At 32.7% G+C, this 19,490-nt stretch carries 19 protein-coding genes; 12 read left to right on the top strand and 7 right to left on the bottom strand.

What is annotated here, in order from left to right; genetic code table 11:
* Positions 1–4 precede the first annotated feature (4 nt).
* Genes waaA through ACFEL1_RS08105 form a run of 3 tightly spaced genes read right to left on the bottom strand, consistent with a single transcriptional unit; the run spans position 5 to position 3,131 of the window.
* On the bottom strand, positions 5–1,291 hold the full coding sequence (gene waaA / locus ACFEL1_RS08115; RefSeq protein WP_375331020.1) for a lipid IV(A) 3-deoxy-D-manno-octulosonic acid transferase: 1,287 nt from the start codon (positions 1,289–1,291) through the stop codon (positions 5–7).
* Between the two features lie 8 nt (positions 1,292–1,299).
* A complete protein-coding gene (locus tag ACFEL1_RS08110) occupies positions 1,300–1,878 on the bottom strand; it encodes a lysophospholipid acyltransferase family protein (RefSeq protein ID WP_341763401.1) in 579 nt (192 codons plus the stop codon).
* Between the two features lie 50 nt (positions 1,879–1,928).
* Positions 1,929–3,131: a pyridoxal phosphate-dependent aminotransferase gene (locus ACFEL1_RS08105; protein WP_375331019.1), complete on the bottom strand. Its 1,203-nt coding sequence runs from the start codon at positions 3,129–3,131 to the stop codon at positions 1,929–1,931.
* A 607-nt stretch (positions 3,132–3,738) separates the two neighbouring features.
* Between ACFEL1_RS08105 and ACFEL1_RS08100 the strand changes: the two genes are divergently transcribed.
* The 7 genes from ACFEL1_RS08100 (at position 3,739) to ACFEL1_RS08070 (ending at position 10,101) form a co-directional block, all read left to right on the top strand.
* The gene (locus ACFEL1_RS08100; RefSeq protein ID WP_342278665.1) at positions 3,739–4,761 is read left to right on the top strand and encodes an SAM-dependent methyltransferase; all 1,023 of its coding nucleotides are present in this window, start codon (positions 3,739–3,741) and stop codon (positions 4,759–4,761) included.
* 7 nt (positions 4,762–4,768) lie between these two features.
* Entirely contained in the window at positions 4,769–5,524 is a 756-nt protein-coding gene (locus tag ACFEL1_RS08095) for a VacJ family lipoprotein (protein ID WP_342278666.1), read from the top strand.
* Between the two features lie 12 nt (positions 5,525–5,536).
* Positions 5,537–6,118, top strand: a complete 582-nt coding sequence (locus ACFEL1_RS08090; protein ID WP_342278667.1) for a phospholipid-binding protein MlaC — start codon at positions 5,537–5,539, stop codon at positions 6,116–6,118.
* 304 nt (positions 6,119–6,422) lie between these two features.
* Positions 6,423–7,430 carry a ribose-phosphate diphosphokinase gene (locus ACFEL1_RS08085; RefSeq protein ID WP_375331018.1) on the top strand — a complete coding sequence of 336 codons (1,008 nt, stop codon included), beginning with the start codon at positions 6,423–6,425 and terminating at the stop codon, positions 7,428–7,430.
* A 14-nt stretch (positions 7,431–7,444) separates the two neighbouring features.
* A complete protein-coding gene (locus ACFEL1_RS08080; protein ID WP_375331017.1) occupies positions 7,445–8,557 on the top strand; it encodes an alanine racemase in 1,113 nt (370 codons plus the stop codon).
* On the top strand, positions 8,547–9,326 hold the full coding sequence (locus tag ACFEL1_RS08075; RefSeq protein WP_341753861.1) for an MlaE family ABC transporter permease: 780 nt from the start codon (positions 8,547–8,549) through the stop codon (positions 9,324–9,326). Before ACFEL1_RS08080 ends, ACFEL1_RS08075 begins: the two co-directional genes overlap by 11 nt.
* A gap of 16 nt (positions 9,327–9,342) precedes the next feature.
* Entirely contained in the window at positions 9,343–10,101 is a 759-nt protein-coding gene (locus tag ACFEL1_RS08070; protein WP_375331016.1) for an ABC transporter ATP-binding protein, read from the top strand.
* A 503-nt stretch (positions 10,102–10,604) separates the two neighbouring features.
* Here ACFEL1_RS08070 and ACFEL1_RS08060 read toward each other — a convergent pair.
* Positions 10,605–10,859: a type II toxin-antitoxin system Phd/YefM family antitoxin gene (locus ACFEL1_RS08060; RefSeq protein ID WP_342278672.1), complete on the bottom strand. Its 255-nt coding sequence runs from the start codon at positions 10,857–10,859 to the stop codon at positions 10,605–10,607.
* 419 nt (positions 10,860–11,278) lie between these two features.
* Here ACFEL1_RS08060 and ACFEL1_RS08055 point away from each other — a divergent pair, with 419 nt between their 5' ends.
* Entirely contained in the window at positions 11,279–11,566 is a 288-nt protein-coding gene (locus ACFEL1_RS08055; protein WP_375331015.1) for an Rpn family recombination-promoting nuclease/putative transposase, read from the top strand.
* An 89-nt stretch (positions 11,567–11,655) separates the two neighbouring features.
* On the opposite strand, the gene ACFEL1_RS08050 is transcribed toward ACFEL1_RS08055, so the two are convergent.
* The 3 genes from ACFEL1_RS08050 to ACFEL1_RS08040 form a co-directional block, all read right to left on the bottom strand.
* A complete protein-coding gene (locus tag ACFEL1_RS08050; RefSeq protein ID WP_341761233.1) occupies positions 11,656–12,582 on the bottom strand; it encodes a S49 family peptidase in 927 nt (308 codons plus the stop codon).
* Between the two features lie 3 nt (positions 12,583–12,585).
* Positions 12,586–13,281, bottom strand: coding sequence for a TlpA family protein disulfide reductase (locus ACFEL1_RS08045; protein WP_375331014.1), 696 nt, complete (start codon positions 13,279–13,281; stop codon positions 12,586–12,588).
* A gap of 183 nt (positions 13,282–13,464) precedes the next feature.
* Positions 13,465–14,091 (bottom strand): dioxygenase, encoded by a 627-nt coding sequence (locus tag ACFEL1_RS08040; protein ID WP_375331013.1) that lies wholly within the window; start codon positions 14,089–14,091, stop codon positions 13,465–13,467.
* Between the two features lie 209 nt (positions 14,092–14,300).
* Between ACFEL1_RS08040 and ACFEL1_RS08035 the strand changes: the two genes are divergently transcribed.
* The 4 genes from ACFEL1_RS08035 to ACFEL1_RS08020 are packed head-to-tail and all read left to right on the top strand — an operon-like array spanning position 14,301 to position 19,477.
* Positions 14,301–14,825: a DUF3576 domain-containing protein gene (locus ACFEL1_RS08035; RefSeq protein ID WP_375331012.1), complete on the top strand. Its 525-nt coding sequence runs from the start codon at positions 14,301–14,303 to the stop codon at positions 14,823–14,825.
* Positions 14,826–14,863: 38 nt separating this feature from the next.
* Positions 14,864–17,521, top strand: coding sequence for a leucine--tRNA ligase (gene leuS, locus ACFEL1_RS08030; protein WP_375331011.1), 2,658 nt, complete (start codon positions 14,864–14,866; stop codon positions 17,519–17,521).
* Positions 17,522–17,527: 6 nt separating this feature from the next.
* Positions 17,528–18,556 carry a DNA cytosine methyltransferase gene (locus tag ACFEL1_RS08025; protein ID WP_375331010.1) on the top strand — a complete coding sequence of 343 codons (1,029 nt, stop codon included), beginning with the start codon at positions 17,528–17,530 and terminating at the stop codon, positions 18,554–18,556.
* A complete protein-coding gene (locus tag ACFEL1_RS08020; RefSeq protein WP_375331009.1) occupies positions 18,557–19,477 on the top strand; it encodes a HaeIII family restriction endonuclease in 921 nt (306 codons plus the stop codon).
* Positions 19,478–19,490 lie beyond the last annotated feature (13 nt).

The following is a 19,490-nucleotide window of genomic DNA, read 5'->3' as shown; positions in this document are numbered from 1 at the left end:
AACATTAATTTCCCACTAAGTATTTTTCTATAACATTTAAATAATTACCTAAAATTTGTTGGTTTTTATTGACAAATTCCAAAGCATTAGCCTGATAGACTTTAGCTTCCTGAGTACCAGTCTCAGATAGAAGATACTCAATTTTATTCAGTAAATCGTTTTCATCACGAATTTGAGTAGCAGCTTTATTAGTAAGCATTTCATTAGCAATATTAGTAGAATTACTCATATCTGACCCAAATATAATATAATTAGCAAAATATGCTGGTTCAAGTACGTTATGTCCTCCTTGTTTAAATGAACCGCCAATGAATGAGATATAGGCTATGCTAAAAAACAATCCAAGTTCGCCAAATTTATCAACAATGTAAAGATCATCAGTTAGAATAGGTATATTTTGTTTGGACTTGATACTATAAGTTAAATTTAATTGAGTACACGCTTTTCCTATATCATTCTTACGCTCAGGATGGCGTGGAATTAGAATAAAATAGCAATCTGGGTATCGTTGTTTTATTGGTTTTATAATGTTAAGTACTACTACCTCATCGTCTAAGTGGGTGCTAGCAAATACAATAACTCTTTTACCACTCATATGTTGTGTTAAAATTGTTAACTCTTGTTCATGTACAGGTAATTTTTTGTTGGCAAATTTAATGTTACCTAAATTAACTATATTTGTCACACCAAGTTGCGTAAATTTTTGGAAATCACGATTACTTTGCACAATAATCTCACTAAAGTTAGCGGTAACTAATCTAAAAAATGAACTTATTTTTTTCCATGATTCAAATGATTTATCAGAAATACGTGCATTCAATAATAATAGTTCACAATGTTTTGCCCCTTCGCTAATGAGACATGGCCATAACTCTGATTCAACAAGAATTCCTAGGTTTGGTTGCCAATTTCTAAAAAACTTTTTAACAAAAATAATATTGTCTATAGGAATGAATTGATGAATGGCATTTTGCGGTAGTTTTTGTTGTAATATTTTTCCAGAAGATCTAGTTCCCGAAGTAACCAAAAACTTTAAGGAGGTTTTTGGCATAGTTCTTTTTAACCAAAGATTATTGATATTTTCAACTAAGGTAAAAGCTATAAGAGATTCCCCTACACTGGCTGCATGTATCCAAACTAAAGTTTCATTTCTTTTAGCATGTGCATGGGAAATAGCAAAACGTTCCTTAATACGTTTTACATCTTCTTTGCCAATAATAACTCTTAATACTAATAAAAAGAAATACACTGGAAGAAGTAGAAAACTTAAGGCATGGTATAAATAGATCATAGATAGATTTACTTCAACCCCGTTAATGCTTGTGCTAAATTAATATTGTCTTGGTTTTCATTTCCTACAAAAGCTAGTGGTAAGCCTATAAAAGCTGTTATTTTACCAAAAGGTAGAGGCATAATCAGTTTATCCCAACTTTTGAGTAAAAAATATCTAGAAGCACTACAAGAAACTGGTATCAATTTTATATTATATTTTTGAGCAACTTTGTTAATATTACTATTTATTTTATAAATAGGTCCACGTGGACCATCTGGTGTAATCACTATATTACTACCATTATGTAACTTTTGGATAATTATTTTTAAAGCTGATACAGGATTCTTATTACTAGAACCATTTATTACCCCAAAGCCAAATTTACCTACTATATCACTAATTATTCTGCCGTCTCGATGAGGGGAAATAAGAGCATAAATATCTTTATGACCAGCAAATATTCCTGGACCTAAAGCCAATCTGTTATGCCAAAAAGCAAAAATTACCCCTTTTTGTGCCAAAAATTCTTGTTTATTGTGATTATCTGAAAAAACAAATTGCCAACGACAGGTAAAATAAACCACTCTCAAATAAGTATACAGCATCTTAGTAACTACACTAAGTACAAAATTGTTTTTTTTAAGGATTTTTTTTATCACGTTAATTGATTACAAGCATTCTTTATACGCGAGCATGCTTGCTCCAAGCTTTTTATCGAAGTTGCGTATGAAATTCTAAAATAACCTTCTAGACCAAATGCAATACCAGGAATAACCGCAACGTTACATTCTTCAAGCAGATATTCTCCAAAATCGTTACTATTTTTGATAATTTTACTAGTGGGAGTTTTCAAACCAAATAATTCATTACATTTAGGAAACAGGTAAAATGCCCCTGCTGGTTTATCGCAACTAATACCCTTAGTATCACTTAGAATTGATAAGGTTAGATCACGTTTTTCTTGAAAGTTTTTTGCATTAGGTTTAATAAAATCTTGAGTGCCAGTTAAAGCTTCAATAGCTGCCATTTGGCTTATAGAGCAGGGGTTAGAAGTACTTTGTGACTGAATAATAGTCATTGCCTTAATTAATGATTTAGAACCAGCCCCATATCCTATACGCCATCCTGTCATAGAATAAGCTTTTGATACACCATTAACAGTAAATATTCGATCTTTTAAATCCGGTGCTACTTGGGCAAAAGTATAAAATTTAAAATCATCAAAAATAATATGCTCGTAAATATCATCTGACATAATATTTACATTGGGATATTTGCGTAGTAATTCGGCAATATCTGCTAGCTCTTGGTAAGAGTATGCAGCTCCTGTTGGATTACTCGGTGAGTTAATAATTAACCATTTAGTTTTTTGGGTAATTACTTGCTCTAGAGCTTCAGCTGTAAGCTTAAAATTGCTATCAATGCCACAGTTAACAAATACTGGAATCCCTTCAGCTAACATTACCATATCTGGATATGAGACCCAGTAAGGACTGGGAATAATTACTTCGTCCCCTTGGTTAAGGGAAGCCATAAATAAATTATAGATTACTTGTTTACCGCCACTTGATACTATTATCTCATCTAACTCATAATCTAAATTATTTTCATACTTGAATTTAGTCTGTACTGCTTGTTTCAGCTCTAAAATGCCATCAACATTAGTATATTTTGTGAAACCATCTCGCAGTGCTTTAATTGCAGCCTCTTTGATATTATTGGGTGTGTCAAAGTCAGGTTCACCAGCCCCAAGAGAGATTATATCTCTACCCAGCTTTTTTAGTTCAAATGTTTTTTTAACTAAAGCTAAAGTTGGAGATGGTTTTATTATATCTAAGCGTTTAGCAATAAGTGACATGATTCTGTAGAACCTTATAATTATTTTCGTATTACGCGAATTTACGCGAATTCGGGATAACAGGTTATCCCAAATTCGGCTGTATATATAGAAACAATCAGGTTTGAAGCGGCTGCCCACCTGATTGTTAAAATATCATTTGCGTTCAATAGATGATTTTAATTATTAAAATCATCTATTGAACGGTAAAAAAGTTAAAATGTACTCGCAGAACCGCTTCAAGAGTACATTTTTCTTTATATCACAGCTAATTCGGGATAAGAATTTGTTAATTCTTATCCAAAATAGGGGTGTATTATACCATATTGTTAAAAAAAAACAATTCTTGAAAGCAGAATTTAGTACAATATGATTTATTTTATATAATTTATTACTATTAAGTATTAGTGTCATTTGATATATATGTTATCATATACTCAGATAGAAAATCAAGAATTGCGTTGTCGTCTTCAGGGTTCTTCGGTACTCACGTACTAAATGTACGCCTAGCACCTCGACCCTTTGACTCCTGCTACTATCATGATTTTGATTCTATCGTCTATCAATTCTTCATTTACGAGTAGTATATGATGAATATATGTTTAAAAAATCAAATTTATAGCAATTTATGTTCGGCAGCAAAATTATTCGTAACAGTTACGACTCAATAAAAGACAAAATAAAATTATACTATAATTATATTAAGAATTTCCCATCTTGGTATAGGGAGAAAATCTTTACATCTATCAATTATTTTGTCGATGTAAAATATAGGGTAACACACTTAAAAGAAACTAATTTTAATCTTGGTATAGAACATTTGTATAAAAATAACTTAAATGACGCTATACTAAGGCTTAAATTGGTTGATAAAATTCTTTCTCCTAACGACCATCAAGCTAATTATTGGCTTGGTTGGACATATTTCTTAAAAAATAATTATGAAAAAGCTTTGTATCATCTACAAAGAGCTTTTGAAGCTGATCAAATAAAGTTAGCATCTTTTCTACAAAATTATAATAATTTGTCAGAGATTCCACCGCAAATTTGGCATCAATATAAAAATCTTACCGCTGAATATTATGGCAATAAATTTCGCAGTAATAATAAACTGTACCTACCTTACAGTTTTGTAAGCACAACTATGAATAATATAACAGACTTACCTGATAATTACCATATTTTGGAGTTAGGTAGTAATATAGGCTTAGTGGGTTATGAAGTAAAAAAGCGTTTTCCTGATGGCTTTACTTTTACCGGTATTGAAAATTCAGAAATTATGAATAAGCTTGTCATTATATATGGTAATATTTATGATCAGTTATTAGAAATTTCAATATCGGATTTTATTAAACACGACTCTAATAAATATGATGTAGTACTGAGTTTTAACTCTCTTTCTTTTACTAAAAACCTATTAGATTACTTTAATTCTATTTATTCTATAGTCAATACATTAGGGTATTTTGCATTTTGTTTACCAATAGATAACGTCACAAACCTTTCATTAAAGAGAAAAGGATTTGTTTTTACTATAGCAGATATTAAGAAAGCTTTAGGTCAAACTAAGTTTACCATATTAAATAGTGAAGAATTATCTCTAGAAAAAAATGATAAATACTATATGGTGATTTGTAAGAAAAACCATTAATGAAGCCATGAAGCAATTTATATTACTGTTGTTAGTTAATTTTTCTAGTATAACTGCAATAGCGAGTACTCAAAATACTCAAGATGATGAAGATTTTAGGTATGTTTATAATGAAGGTAAGGGATGTACTCAAGTCTATGACCCTTATGAGAAACTAAATCGTAAAATTTTTGCCTTTAATTCTGTTTTAGACTATCTGTTCTTACGACCTATTACTATAGGCTATAAACGAATTAGTAATAATTATACTAGGGCTAGAGTGAGCAGTTTTCTAGATAACATTAGTGTGCCTTTGACTGTTGTCAATTATGGTCTACAGATGAATTATGACCAAACTATGAAAAGTCTATGGAGATTTTTAATCAATGCCACGTTTGGTATAGGTGGGTTATTTGATGTAGCAGATAAAATTGGATTGAGAGTTACCAAACAAACTTTGGGTAGTACTTTCGCCCACTATGGAGTTGGTCCAGGACCATATTTAGTCATACCATTTCTTGGTGGTACTAATGCAAGAGATAGTACAGATGCTATATTTACAAATAGTTACTTAAATCCTATAATGTACGCGGTACATAGAGATTTTGAAATCATAGTTTCTGGTGTACAAGTTATAAATACTAGATTAGGATTATTACCGTTTACTGACTATATAGGATGTAGTTCTACTGACCCTTACATAGCTGTAAGATCAGCTACACATCAAAATCGTGAATCGGTAATTGTCTATCCTAATCAATTTAAATGCCCTAAACCTAATTAAGAGTAGTTACTTATGAAAAAAATTATTGTTTGCTTAATTTTAAGTTGTCTGTCTTTGTCAGCCTATTCTGCTACTGATGACAAAATGGTGGTTGATAATTATGTTAATCAACTAATAAGAGATGGGCTAGATGTATGTAATGATGAGAGTTTAGATCAAGATGCCAAAATAGCTAAAACTAAAAAGCTAATTTTAGCTAACTTAGATCTGAATTGGATGGCTAAATTCACCCTTGGTGTTTACAGAAGAACTCTAACTCCTGAACAAATTAAACAATTCACAGAAGTTTACAGTAATTATGTAAGCAAGGCCTATGCTGATTTAGTAAAGAATTACCATGGTCAAGAACCTAAAGTTCAACAAGTGCGTGTTCTTGATGAAGGAGAGTTTATGGTAGAAATGTTAATAGGAACTGCTAAAGTAAATTACTTAGTACGTCAAGTAAAGGGTACAAGCGATAAAACTAATTTAAAAGTCTCAGATGTTATTACAGAAGGTGTTAGTCTTATCAATTCTCAACAGTCAGAGTTCATGAATATTCTCAGTAATAGTGGTTTTGATAAGTTAATAGATGAATTGGGAAAGAGGTCGTGATTTTTTAAAAGGCGTATACTTAATATGTCATTGCGAGCGAACGTATGTGAGCGTGGCAATCCATGAAGCTTGTCAATAGATTGCTTTGTCGACCTACGACCTCCACAACTATTGAAAGTTAGTAAATACAGCTTCTCTATACGTCATTGCGAGGAGACCGTAGGTCGACGAAGCAATCCATATGACAAGCTTCATGGATTGCCACGCTCACATACGTTCGCTCGCAATGACGATTTGAGCTTTCGACAGTTGTGGGAGCTTTACTTTGTCGCAGCAATGCTACTACTCGTTAATAGACGACAACTTGAATAAAAATAATAAAAATATTTTTCATAAAACACTTAGTGCAAATTATAATTATTGTATACTACAGAAACTTAAACCAATTCTTAAACCAATTATTATAATTAGCATGAAAATTCTTGCAGGTCTTAGTCATAAAAAATTAGCTAGATATTTAGCTGAGGAACTAAATTGTAAATATGTCGAAACTTATATTACAACTTTTGATGATACTGAAACAAGGGTGGAAATCCTTGAAGATATGCATAAGTGTGATGTTGTTATAGTACAATCTACTTCTAGACCAGCCAATAACCACTTGATGGAACTTTTATTATTAGTTGATACGGTAAAAAGAGCAGGAGCTTCACAAGTAACTGCGGTTATACCGTATTTTGGTTATAGCCGCCAAGATCGTAGATCTTGTAGTTTTACTCCAGTATCGAGCCGTCTTGTAGCGAGTATGCTGGAAGTTGCTGGTGTTAATCATGTAATAACTGTCGATTTGCATTCACAGCAATTAGAGGGTTTTTTTAAAATTCCAGTACAAAATCTTGATCCAATAAGTTTATTTGCTCCGATTATTGAAACTTATAATAATTCTATTATTGTATCTCCAGATGTTGGTGGTTTTGTACGTGTACGTGATGTGAATAGGCTTTTTAACATGAATATAGCTGTTATTAATAAAAGTAGAGATGTCAAGAGGTCTAATGATAAATGCCAAATATCAGAAATAATAGGTAACGTTTCCGGCAAGCATTGTATATTAATTGATGATATTGTTGATAGTGGCGAAACCCTGTGTAAGGGAGCTAAGCTATTAATGGAAGTAGGAGCTTTATCTGTCAATGCTTTTATAACTCACCCAGTGCTTTCTAGCATGTCTAAAGAAAATATTCAGAATTCTGATATAATGAACGTATATATAACTGATACAATAGAAACTACTGATTTACCATCTAAGTTCCATGTAATATCAGTTGCTCCAATTATTATAGCAGCATTACAAAAATCTGTAAAATTATGAGAATTTAAAACTTTATGCATACTGATAAATGTACACTTGAAATAGACTTAGAAAAAATTCGTGCTAATTATCGTATTATTTCTAAAATTTGTAAAACTTCAGAGATTGCTTCTGTGGTAAAGGCTAACAGCTATGGACTTGGTGCTGATGCTATCGCACCAGCCTTACAGATGGAGAATTGTCAAAGTTTTTTTGTAACCTCAGTTGATGAAGGAATATCATTGCGTAAAGTATTGGGGCAAAAATCTAATAAAAAACCTAATATTTTTGTGTTTAATGGTGTATTTAGCAATGATGTTGAGGAATTTAGAAATAGTAATTTAATTCCCGTACTTAATAGTTTAAAACAAATTGAAATTTGGCAAGAGTTTGCCTCTCTTAAAAAAGAAGTATTACCTTGTACAATCCATGTTGATACTGGTATGAATCGCTTAGGAATGCTCGACACAGAAATGCAACATATAATAGACAAACCTGATCTATTAGTTGGCCTTGAATTGCAGTATATTATAAGTCATTTATCTGCATCTGAAGTAGTTGATGATCCTTATAATTTACAACAATTAAAAAAGTTTAAGCATTATTTAAAATATTTCCCAAAAGTCAAAGCTAGTCTAGCTAACTCTAGTAGTATATTTCTAGGGAAAGAATATCATTTTGACTTAATACGCCCTGGTGCTGCATTGTATGGTATTAATCCTTTGGGTAATACATTTAAAAATCCAATGCATAATCCAATAAGACTGACTGCTCCAATAATACAATTGCAAGAATTACCACCGGAAAGTTACATTGGTTACAATATGACCTTTAAAACAAATAGTAATAGGCTAATTGCTACCTTGCCTCTTGGTTATGCTGATGGCTATCCCCGGGCTTTTAGCAATTGTGGGGTAGTAGTTATTGATTCGTATTCAGCTCCTGTAGTTGGCAGGGTGTCAATGGATTCAATTACTGTTGATGTTACTGAACTACCACCAAACAAAATTTTTCTAGGACAACAAGCTGAAATTATAGGGAATTATTGTACTTTAGATAAAATAGCGAATATAATAAATACCATTGGTTATGAAATTCTCACTCTACTAGGCAGCAGATATAAGAGAGTATACAAAAATGATTCTTGATACCGTTAATTTATTAGGTAAACATACTATTGGTTTTGCAAGGACTATAGGGGCTTTTTCTCTATTTACTATTGCGGGAGTCACTAGTATTTTTAAGAGACCTTTATACTACAACTTAGTATTAAAGCAGTTATTGTCTATAGGTTTTTATTCCCTACCAGTTGTAGCTATGACTACCTTTTTTTCCGGTGCTGTGCTGGCATTACAAAGTTATACAGGTTTTTCTCGTTTCTCAGCTGAAAGTTCAATAGCTACGGTGGTAGTTCTTTCAATAACTAGAGAGCTTGGACCAGTTCTTGCTGGTCTTATGGTTGCTGGTAGGGTTGGTGCATCAATTGCTGCTGAAATAGCTACTATGAGAGTGACTGAACAAATAGATGCACTTTATACTTTGTCAACTGATCCTATAAAATATTTAGTTTTTCCAAGAGTACTAGCCGCAGTTATTACATTACCATGTTTAGTATTAATAGGTGATATATTAGGAGTAATGGGTGGTTATTTGGTAAGTGTTTATAAGCTTGATTTTAATAGCTTTAATTATATAACGAATAGCTTTAAGTTTTTAGAACCAATAGATGTCATTTCTGGTTTGGTAAAAGCAGCAGTGTTTGGTTTTATTATCTCAATAGTAAGTTGTTATAGTGGTTATTATTCAGGTACAGGAGCAAAAGGAGTTGGGACGAGTACAACTTCCGCGGTAGTAAATTCTTCAGTTCTTATTCTAATCAGTAATTACTTGATAACAGAGTTGTTTTTTAAAGTATAAGACTCGAGAATAGATTATGGATGAATCAAAAATAAAAATACGCTCATTATATAAATCTTTTGGCGATCATAAGGTACTTGATGGTATAGACTTAGATATAAAGCGAAATAGTTCAATAGTAATTCTTGGGGGATCAGGAACTGGTAAATCAGTGTTAATAAAGACTATAGTTGGTTTAATGCAGGCTGATGAAGGTAGTATAGTTATTGATGAAGTGGAAACTGTAAATATTTCAAGTAAAGATAGATTTAAAATGATGGAAACCATGGGGTTTCTATTTCAGGGAGGAGCTCTTTTTGATTCTTTAACTGTTCAAGATAATATTACATTCTTTACTGAAAAACTGTATAAATTATCTCCAAAAAATAAAGAGGAGTTAGCTGCATCTAAACTCAATTCTGTAGGTTTGTCTACAAAAATACTGGGTCTTTATCCATCTGAGCTTTCCGGAGGTATGCAAAAGCGAGTATCTTTAGCTAGGGCTATTTGTGGCGATCCGTTGATTCTTTTCCTTGATGAACCAACTACCGGTCTTGACCCTATAATGGCTAATGTTATCAATGAATTAATAATTAAAGTTCAAGAAGAGCTAAAGGCTACTACCATCACCATAACTCATGATATGAATAGTGCTTATATGATAGCTAAAGAGGTTGCTATGATTTATAAAGGGAAGATTTTATGGTTTGGTAAAAAAGATGAGATAAAAAATAGTGATAATCCTTACTTGCAACAATTTGTTAATGGTTTAACTACTGGACCAATTGAGATTTAGTATGGTGTATTCAATAATAGAAAGTCAACTAAATCTACAAAATTAAATAACAACCTCCATAGAACCTCATGTGTACTAGTTACGACTTAATCTGACAATAAGTAATAATCAGGCAGCTTGATAAGTAATAGCCAAGTTGTCTGATATTCTCTCTATATTACTAATATTTTTGTCTTTAGCAATATAAAGTGAATCTCTAAAAGTTTGCATTAGACTTCTTTCGAAACTCTACTTCTGCTGGTGATTTGTACGTCGATGCGGTACTCGAATCCTCACGTACATTAGAGTACGCTGCGGGTCGAGGTTCCGCGTCTCCTTCAAATCCCTCAGTATAAGCGAGTTTCGAAAGAAGTCTAATAAAACATTACCTATTTCAAGTAACCAAATAGTAGGAACAATTGCACCTTCTTTCACAGTTTTTTTTAATAAATCTAAAGAGGCTGTCTCGTTAGGCATAAACCACGAAAGGGTAGTTGAAGAATCTAAAACAAAAGATGTCATAGTTACTTTTTTCCTACATCTCTATATTTTTTCCATTCTTCTAAGTCAGATGGTTGTAAATTAATTTCTTTAGCAAGTTTTCTAAGTCTTACAGCTGCCATTTCTGCAATTTCAATATCTTGTATAGTATTAACTGGGACAATCTTTGCAACAGCTTTTCCTCTTCTTGTAACCAATATTTCTTCACCCTTGCTAGCTCGATCTAATATTTTAGAAAAATGAGTTTTAGCATCAAAAGCTGTAATTGAATTTTGCATAAAAGGAATTACCTAGTTTATTGTCTAGTTTTATTATAATTAGTACTTTAAAAAAATGCTATAATACATGTACGAAATTAGAGAATATTATTTTTATAGTCAGCAAAGTACATCAATATGAAAAGCTGCTATATCATTTTCACTTAGCTTAGTATTAATAATATCGGCTATTTTACGTAAATCGTTAGTATCTTGAGATTGCATATTTGCTATTTTAGTTCAGTTGTAATGGATTTGTTTTTTAAATAATATTATGGTAGTCTTTAATGCTAACAAATAAAAATAAGCTTGTCAATTGCTAGTAAATCATATATTGAATAAGTAATAGGCAATTATACCTACTGATAGTAAACATATACAACCTAATTTGTTTGGTACTCAAGCATAGCAAACAAAAAAACTAATAATAAATTATCATAATGGTCACAAAGAAGTCCAAAAAATCAAAGAAGCCGAAGCATGATGAAATTGTTAAAGTAGCAATGGAAAATCCTAGAGTAGCTTATGATTTTCTTAAAACTCATTTGCCTAAGGATGTGCTGGCTATAATTGATATTTCTTCTTTAAAAGTAGAAAACGCAAGCTTTATTGAACCAAAGCTTACTCGCAATGACGTTTTTTGGCTGAAACCTTTCCAGTTTAGCTATATGACAAGCTTCATGGATTGCCACGCTCACGTATGTTCGCTCGCAATGACGTGTAGATAAGGTGTATTTACTAATATTAAAGCCAATTAGGGATAAGAATTAACTAATTCTTATCCCTAACTCGGTGAAATTCAGGTTAATTTTAAAAGTTACCGTATATTAAACCTATCATAAGTAATCTTATTCTCTACCGATTCAATCAACGTATCAGAGAATTCTTGCACGAAATCTTGCCTTACCATACCCAATCTCTTCTTAAGCCACGATTGTTTAGCAGATATATATTTAATAGTTACATCACCATATTTCTGTTTTATGAAACTATACATATCATCTATACCATCAATTAAACCAAAATCAATAGCAGTTTCCCCGGACCAAAATGCTCCATTAAATAAAATATCATCTTCTTGTGTTAACTTACCAATACGACGCTCTTTAACATAATCTATAAAATGCCCGTGAATCTGTTTTTGTATATGCTTAATAATTTTAATATCCTCCTCTTGCACTGGTTGAAATGGATCGAGAATAGATTTATTTTTACCTTCTGCATAAACCCTCCTTTCTACTCCAAGCTTATTGATAGCAACAGGAAAACCAAAACCAGCCGAAACTACCCCTATACTACCAATAATTGAACTCTTAGATGCATATATTTGGTCACCAATGCAAGCAAGCCAATATCCACCAGATGCTGCTACATCTTCTACAAAACTATAAATTGGTATTTTCTTTTCCCCAGCTAATGACCTTATACGTTTGCTAATCAGTTCAGATTGTACAGGTGAACCACCTGGAGAATTAATAGTTAAACACAAAGCTTTAAGATTTTTGATCTCAAAAGCTTTGTCAATTAACTCATGTAGCGATTCTATGCTAAGCCCTGATTTTACTGAGCTTACTTTACCTATAACCCCACTAAGACGAAGAACAGCAATTACCGGCTTTGATGCCTTAGAACCTACTCCAGGTAGCAATGAAAGTAATTGCTCTAACTTACCTATTTGACGTTTAGCAATTACCTGATCAAATTTTGCCTCAGCAATTGAATTTTTATTATGTTCTATGTGCATTAGTTACTCCTTATTATCGTTTTTAAAAGCATTATTTTCCTCATTATTCTGTTGTATTTTTGGTTTTTCATCTTTGTTTTCCTGCTCTTCAGGCTTTAACTGTTTATTAACCGGTTGATTAAGGGTTTGTTCCCGGTAACTATTTTTAGGTTCTGGGTGGTTTCCAGGAATATTTGACAAAATAATATTGCGAATTTCTTCATCATACCAATTAATAGTACCAACAAAACTTACTAACATTTTTCCATCTGGATTAATTAGAATAGCAGTTGGTAAACCAACTATTGAAAAAGCTTTAAATAGTTGATTCTTAAAATCATGGTAAATTGGCAAATATCTTATATCATAATCTTTATAATATTTTTGGATAATTTCTATTCCTTGGTAGTCTTGTGATACAGGAATTATCGCAAATGGCAACTTTCTAAAATCTTTTTGCAATACATCCAAATCCGGCATTTCTTTAATACAAGATGCACACCATGTCGCCCAAAATACCAATAATATCGTTTTTCCTTCAAAATTATCAAGAGAATATTTTTCTCCTTTATCATCAAAGAAAACTACCGTATCAGGAACACTAGATAAATCAAGCATTTTAACACCTGATTTGATCTGATCTAATGCAAAACTATTAGTGCTGATCAACAAGTATGTTACAATCAAAAAAAATCGTTTACTATATTTTTTAATATGCATATAAATAACAAATATATTTCCAATTAATTTATTGATCATCATGAAAAACAATATTTTTTTATCTCTAATATTACTAAGCTGCTTAATCTTAACTTCTTGTGGATTAAAAAAACCATTAGAAAACCCACCTTCAAGAAATCCAGTTGCAGAAGATTGTTGCGGAGGGTGTGAAAACTCAAAACATTAATATCTTTTGAAAGTTCGTCCCGACATTACTACGTCAAATTCATACGTTTTAATGCCATCTAGTGCAGTGGACAAAGCATGACTAACTTCTCCGCAATTTTCTAAATTAACCCTTGAATTAGATAAATATAGCTTTGTTTGTAGCTGTCCAAGATATAGGTGGTTGACTCTAATGTTTACATTAGGCGTTTCACGCAAAACTCCACTAGGATATATAGTAATAAAATAAAATTCCCCTTTATTATTAGTAGTAGCGATGCCAGATCCGGTAAAACTTGATTTACTTACAAGGTTTAGCATTTTTTTATTGATACGAGTACGAAGTGGTATGTATGGATATTTTCCGTCACTTCCAACCTGCCATAAATATATTTTTGCATCTGCTACTGGAACGCAATCTTGGTCTAATAATCTACCCTTTACTATAATTTTTGTACCACGATAGACTGCTTGTTGTCCTGTCTTTCTAAGTAAGTTATTGGATAATTGGAATTCTTCCGGTTCGTAATCATTCATTGCACTCTTACTGATCTTACAACAATTAAGCTTATTAGGGTAAAACTTAGATTCACTGGCTATAGCAATAGTGGAATACAAACAGATTAAAAATAACAAATTTTTCATTTTTTACCATTTTATGTTTAATAACTTCTATTAGAAGATGGATATTCCACATTTTCTTATAGAGATTTAAATTATCGTATCCTTTATTCTTTTACAACTATATTATATTTATTTTATTAATTAAAGAACGGGGCTATCCTTTACATCACGTGGTTCTTATGGTACACTAAAGCTAAACTACTTGAAATAGTAAAAAAATAAAATCATTTATGAAAACACACTTAAAAAAAACTATTATTGGCATAATGTTAGCTTTATTTCTTTTTCCAAATTCCACAATTGCAAGGAATGGAGACTATCCCAAAACTGTGCAAGAAAGAAAGATGGATGAAATGGGGTCGATAGTTGGAGGAGAAGGTTTGGTGTTTAGACCAAGTAGAATCAAAAATGAATCTACCAAAACTGTAGGCTGTAACGTTAATAAATATTTATGGCAAGCTTCTATAGAAACTTTAAGTTTTGCACCTCTTGCTTCAACCGATTCAGTCGGTGGAGTCATTATTACTGAATGGTATAGTCCAAAAGGACAAACAAATTTTCGATTTAAAATAAATATTTTTATTAAAGATAACGTTATTAGCCCGGATGCAATCCAAGTAAAAATATTTGAACAAACACTTAAAAATGGTAATTGGCTAGACAATCATACTACTTCGGACCTAGCTAATAGCATAGAAGATAAAATTTTAAGAAAATCTAGAGAATTATATATTAGTGCTGAAAGAAAAGAATGATATACTTGCTACAATAAGGATAGTTTACAATACAAATTATGAGAGATATTGAAAAGAAATGGCAAAAAATTTGGCTTGAAGAAAAAGCTTTTGCTGCAACAAACGATAGCGACAAGCCTAAATATTATGTACTTGAAATGTTACCCTACCCTTCTGGGAAGATTCATGTCGGACATTTACGTAACTATTCTATCGGAGATTGCATAGCCCGTTTTATGAAATCACAGGGCTATAACGTATTACACCCTATGGGTTGGGATGCTTTCGGCTTGCCAGCAGAGAATGCTGCCATCAATAATAACTCTAACCCTAAGGACTGGACTTACTCAAATATCACAACTATGCGAGATCAGCTAAAATTAATTGGTTTTTCATATGATTGGTCGAGAGAAATAACAACTTGTGATCCGGATTATTATAAGCATGAACAGAAATTTTTTTTAGAACTTTATGAGAGAGGTTTAGTATATCAAAAAGAATCTTTAGTCAATTGGGATCCTGTAGATAACACTGTTTTAGCTAACGAACAAGTAGTAGATGGTCGTGGATGGCGTTCGGGTGCTTTAATCGAAAAACGACAGCTAAAACAATGGTTTTTAAAAATCACTAATTATGCTGAAGAATTGTTAAATGAAATTGCAAAACTAGGCTCTTGGCCTGATTCTGTTAAATCTATGCAGGAAAAATGGATAGGCAAATCGGAAGGAGTAAATTTTAGTTTTAAAATACAGGATCATGATGCCAATATTGAAGTGTTTTCTACTAGACCAGAAACTATCTTTGGAGCAAGCTTTGTTGCGATAGCCTATAACCACCCAATAATTGAGCAATTAGTAGATAAAAATGACGCTATAATATCTTTCATTGAGAAATGTTCGCAATTAGACAGTAATGTTGTAGTAGATAAAGCTGAAAAAGAAGGGGTATGTACTAACCTTTTGGCCATTCATCCATTTGATCCTAGCATTATTATCCCTGTTATAATAACAAATTTCGTACTAATGGATTACGGTACTGGAGCGGTCTTTGGATGCCCAGCACATGATGAAAGAGATCATGAATTAGCCAAACAAATGGCATTACCAATAAAGCAGGTAGTAATTAATGAGGATGTTCAGGTGAACGTATATTTAGAACCTTATACAGGTGATGGTATCATGATCAATTCAGACTTTCTGAATGGTCTTGCTGTCCAAGATGCTAAGCAAAAATCTATAAAAGAACTTGAGAAACGTGGTTTAGGCAAACGTACCATTAACTACCGACTAAAAGACTGGGGAGTGTCTAGGCAAAGATTTTGGGGCTGTCCTATTCCAATAATCTATTGTTTGACTTGTGGAATTACACCAGTACCTAAAGAACAATTGCCGATAATCCTACCAAACGATGTTACATTTGATGGGCATGGCAATCCTCTTGATTCACACCCTACTTGGAAACATACTAATTGCCCAAAATGTCAGAAACCAGCTATTCGTGAAACTGACACGTTAGATACATTTTTTGAGTCTTCTTGGTATTTCACCCGCTATTGTAATGTAGATGCAAAAGATATGACTGACAAACAAGCCTGTGATTATTGGTTACCTGTTGATCAGTATATTGGTGGAATTGAACATGCAGTAATGCATCTTCTTTATGCAAGGTTTTTCACTAAAGTAATGAACGAACAAGGCTATCTTAGTATTCGTGAACCCTTTACTAGTTTGCTGACTCAAGGTATGGTGTTACATGCTACCTATAAAGATACCAATAATAATTGGTTGTACCCAAATGAGATAACAAAACAATCTAGTAAATGGGTTCATAAAAATACAGGGGAAGAAGTATTTCAAGGACGAATAGAAAAAATGAGTAAATCCAAAAAGAATGTCGTGGATTTAGAATCAATATTAGCAAACCATGGTGCAGATGCTATCCGGCTATTTGTACTCTCTGATAGCCCACCGGAGAAAGATTGTGAATGGTCGGCAAATGGTCTTGAAGGGTGCAGCCGTTTTATTAGTAAGTTAGAAAATATGGCTGAGATACTAATTAATAGTAGACCTCTTTTGAAACTCGCTTATGCGCAAGGGTGTGAAGGAGACGCGGAATCTCGACCCGCAGCGTACTCTAATGTACGTGAGGATTCGAGTACAGACGTCGCGTACAAATCACCAGCAGAAGTAGAGTTTCAAAAGAAGTCTAGTGAAATAACAGAGACTCCTAGAAATAAACTAACAAAGCTTACTCATCACACTATTAAGCATGTTACCAATGAGATAAGGGAATTTAAGCTAAATAAAGCCATAGCAAGGATGCGGGAACTATTTAATGCGTTGTCAGATGAAATATCTAAGGGCAAGGAAGGTGATATTGATAGCATTAAAGAGGGTTTCAGCATCTTGATTATATTACTTAACCCATTTATTCCACATATTACAGAGGAAATTTGGCAAAAATTAGGTAAAAAGCAAAGATTATATCAAACCCCTTGGTCTTCTTTCAACGAATCATTCTTAGAACTAGAATCTTATACTATGGCCATCCAAGTTAATGGTAGGCTGAGAGCTACGCATGAATTTGCTGTTGTGGCTAGCAATATTGAAATTCAGAACACAGTAATGCAATTACCCGAGGTGCAAAAATACCTAAGTGGCAAAGAACCCAAAAGAATTATCATAATACCCTCGAAAATAGTAAATATTGTGGTGTGAATAAGGATGAAAGACAATGTAAATAAAAATGCTACAGTTAAAACAGCAAAACAAAAAGAATCTGCCTCAAACATTACTCTTATTTCATTATTTGCCGGTGCAGGTGGTATGGATATTGGTTTTGAACAAGCTGGATTCAAGACAATTTGGGCAAACGAGTATGATAAAACAATTGCCCCTTCTTATCAAAACTACTTTCCTGAATCAAAGTTTGATGGGCGTTCTATTTTGGATATTCCAAATGAAGATATTCCACTTGGTGCAACAGGTGTTATTGGTGGACCGCCATGTCAATCATGGTCAGAAGCTGGTGCTAGGCGTGGACTTGATGACTTAAGAGGTCAATTATTCCACGAATATATCAGGGTTATTAGGCATGTACAGCCAAAGTTTTGTGTTGCAGAAAATGTTCATGGAATAATCCATTCAAGAAATATTGAATCCTTTATGAATATCATAGATATGTTCAAAAAAGAAGACTATGAGGTTAGTTGGAAGTTGTTAAAAGCAAGTGACTACGGTGTAGCCCAAGATCGCGAGCGAGTTTTTATAATTGGTTATCACAAATCTTTGAACAAAAAATTTGAATTTCCTAAACCTTTGGAAACCAAAATCACTTTAAAACAAGTGATAGGTGACCTAGCTAATCTAAAAGTTGGAACAACTAGAGAAGTTAAAAATCATGAGCTAATTGATTCAGGCTATTCCCCAATTTTTATGTCGAGAAATCGAGTGCGAGGTTGGGATGAACAATCATTTACTATTTTGGCAACAGATAGACATATTCCATTTCATCCACAAGCTCCTAAAATGATAAAAGTTGATGGACAAGAGTTAAGAAAATTCGCTCCTGGTCATGAAAACAAATATCGAAGATTAACAGTCCGAGAATGTGCAAGAATTCAGACGTTTCCAGATGATTATGAGTTCATTTATACCAATATCAGAAACGGCTATAAAATGATTGGTAATGCTGTACCAGTAAATTTGGCGTACTGGGTAGCCAAATCAATTAGAAAGGACTTGGGGGTATAAATGGCTACGCAAACAAATAATGGCAGAGCTTTTGAGTGGGCGGTAGGCTTAGCACTTAAACTACAAACAAATATGTCAATTGAAGAAAATGCTTATTCAGAAATTAATGAGAAAGCATTTTTTGAAATAGCAGATAGGGACAAATCTGATTTCCTGAATGCAGCTACTATCGCCATCGAACATATTATGTTGAAAGAAAAGGTCTTCTTTGAATCAGGTAACAATGGATTAATTTCATTTAATAGTGATACTGTAGGTAAGCAGGGTGATGTACGAGATGTGTTGATAACAATAAATGGCAAAACATTCGGCATATCTTGTAAAAATAATCACAAAGCCTTAAAACACCCAAGGTTATCAAGAACAGCTAACTTTATTAAAGAATGGAATATTGATGACTCTGGATGTAGTGATGAATATTGGCTCATTGTCACAACAATCTTTGATGAGTTAACTAAAATTAAAAACGATTCTAATGGAACTGCATTATGGAGGGATGTTATTGATAAACCATCTAGCTTTTATTGGCCGATATTGGATGCGTGGAGCAATGAAATAAGTAGAGTGTGTGCCATCAGCGAGATAAAAGAGATTGAACTTTGCAAGACAATTATATCTTTTATCGTTGGACGTTTTGATTTTTACAAAATCATTAGAGAAGGAAAAAAACGGGTTATTGTACAAGGGTTTAATTTAAATAATACCTTATCTATCAAACGTACAAAGCACCCAACATGTATTAATGCAATAAACAATAAGAATGGTGGTCAATATTCAAAAACCATCGTATTTAACCGTGGTTATAGCATCAACTTTAGAATCCACAATGCAGAAAGCAAAGTAACTCCATCTCTTAAATTTGATATAACTGCTATAGGTTTACCAGCAAATGAAATTTACCAGCAAACCTTTGATTTATAATTATATTACAGGA

This window comes from Candidatus Tisiphia endosymbiont of Oplodontha viridula (genome assembly GCF_964264865.1).
Lineage (GTDB): Bacteria > Pseudomonadota > Alphaproteobacteria > Rickettsiales > Rickettsiaceae > Tisiphia.
Note: the sequence above shows the minus strand (reverse complement) of the source record. Positions and strands in the feature narration are given on the sequence as shown.

Bases quoted from the DNA above. Each gene is read 5' to 3' on its own strand.
- ACFEL1_RS08105 (WP_375331019.1), bottom strand. From the start codon at position 3,131: ATGTCACTTATTGCTAAACGCTTAGATATAATAAAACCATCTCCAACT.
- waaA (WP_375331020.1), bottom strand. From the start codon at position 1,291: ATGATCTATTTATACCATGCCTTAAGTTTTCTACTTCTTCCAGTGTAT.
- ACFEL1_RS08050 (WP_341761233.1), bottom strand. From the start codon at position 12,582: ATGCACATAGAACATAATAAAAATTCAATTGCTGAGGCAAAATTTGAT.
- ACFEL1_RS08040 (WP_375331013.1), bottom strand. From the start codon at position 14,091: ATGAAAAATTTGTTATTTTTAATCTGTTTGTATTCCACTATTGCTATA.
- leuS (WP_375331011.1), top strand. From the start codon at position 14,864: ATGAGAGATATTGAAAAGAAATGGCAAAAAATTTGGCTTGAAGAAAAA.
- ACFEL1_RS08070 (WP_375331016.1), top strand. From the start codon at position 9,343: ATGGATGAATCAAAAATAAAAATACGCTCATTATATAAATCTTTTGGC.
- ACFEL1_RS08025 (WP_375331010.1), top strand. From the start codon at position 17,528: ATGAAAGACAATGTAAATAAAAATGCTACAGTTAAAACAGCAAAACAA.
- ACFEL1_RS08020 (WP_375331009.1), top strand. From the start codon at position 18,557: ATGGCTACGCAAACAAATAATGGCAGAGCTTTTGAGTGGGCGGTAGGC.
- ACFEL1_RS08060 (WP_342278672.1), bottom strand. From the start codon at position 10,859: ATGCAAAATTCAATTACAGCTTTTGATGCTAAAACTCATTTTTCTAAA.
- ACFEL1_RS08055 (WP_375331015.1), top strand. From the start codon at position 11,279: ATGGTCACAAAGAAGTCCAAAAAATCAAAGAAGCCGAAGCATGATGAA.
- ACFEL1_RS08075 (WP_341753861.1), top strand. From the start codon at position 8,547: ATGATTCTTGATACCGTTAATTTATTAGGTAAACATACTATTGGTTTT.
- ACFEL1_RS08045 (WP_375331014.1), bottom strand. From the start codon at position 13,281: ATGCATATTAAAAAATATAGTAAACGATTTTTTTTGATTGTAACATAC.
- ACFEL1_RS08110 (WP_341763401.1), bottom strand. From the start codon at position 1,878: ATGCTGTATACTTATTTGAGAGTGGTTTATTTTACCTGTCGTTGGCAA.
- ACFEL1_RS08080 (WP_375331017.1), top strand. From the start codon at position 7,445: ATGCATACTGATAAATGTACACTTGAAATAGACTTAGAAAAAATTCGT.
- ACFEL1_RS08035 (WP_375331012.1), top strand. From the start codon at position 14,301: ATGAAAACACACTTAAAAAAAACTATTATTGGCATAATGTTAGCTTTA.
- ACFEL1_RS08090 (WP_342278667.1), top strand. From the start codon at position 5,537: ATGAAAAAAATTATTGTTTGCTTAATTTTAAGTTGTCTGTCTTTGTCA.
- ACFEL1_RS08095 (WP_342278666.1), top strand. From the start codon at position 4,769: ATGAAGCAATTTATATTACTGTTGTTAGTTAATTTTTCTAGTATAACT.
- ACFEL1_RS08100 (WP_342278665.1), top strand. From the start codon at position 3,739: ATGTTCGGCAGCAAAATTATTCGTAACAGTTACGACTCAATAAAAGAC.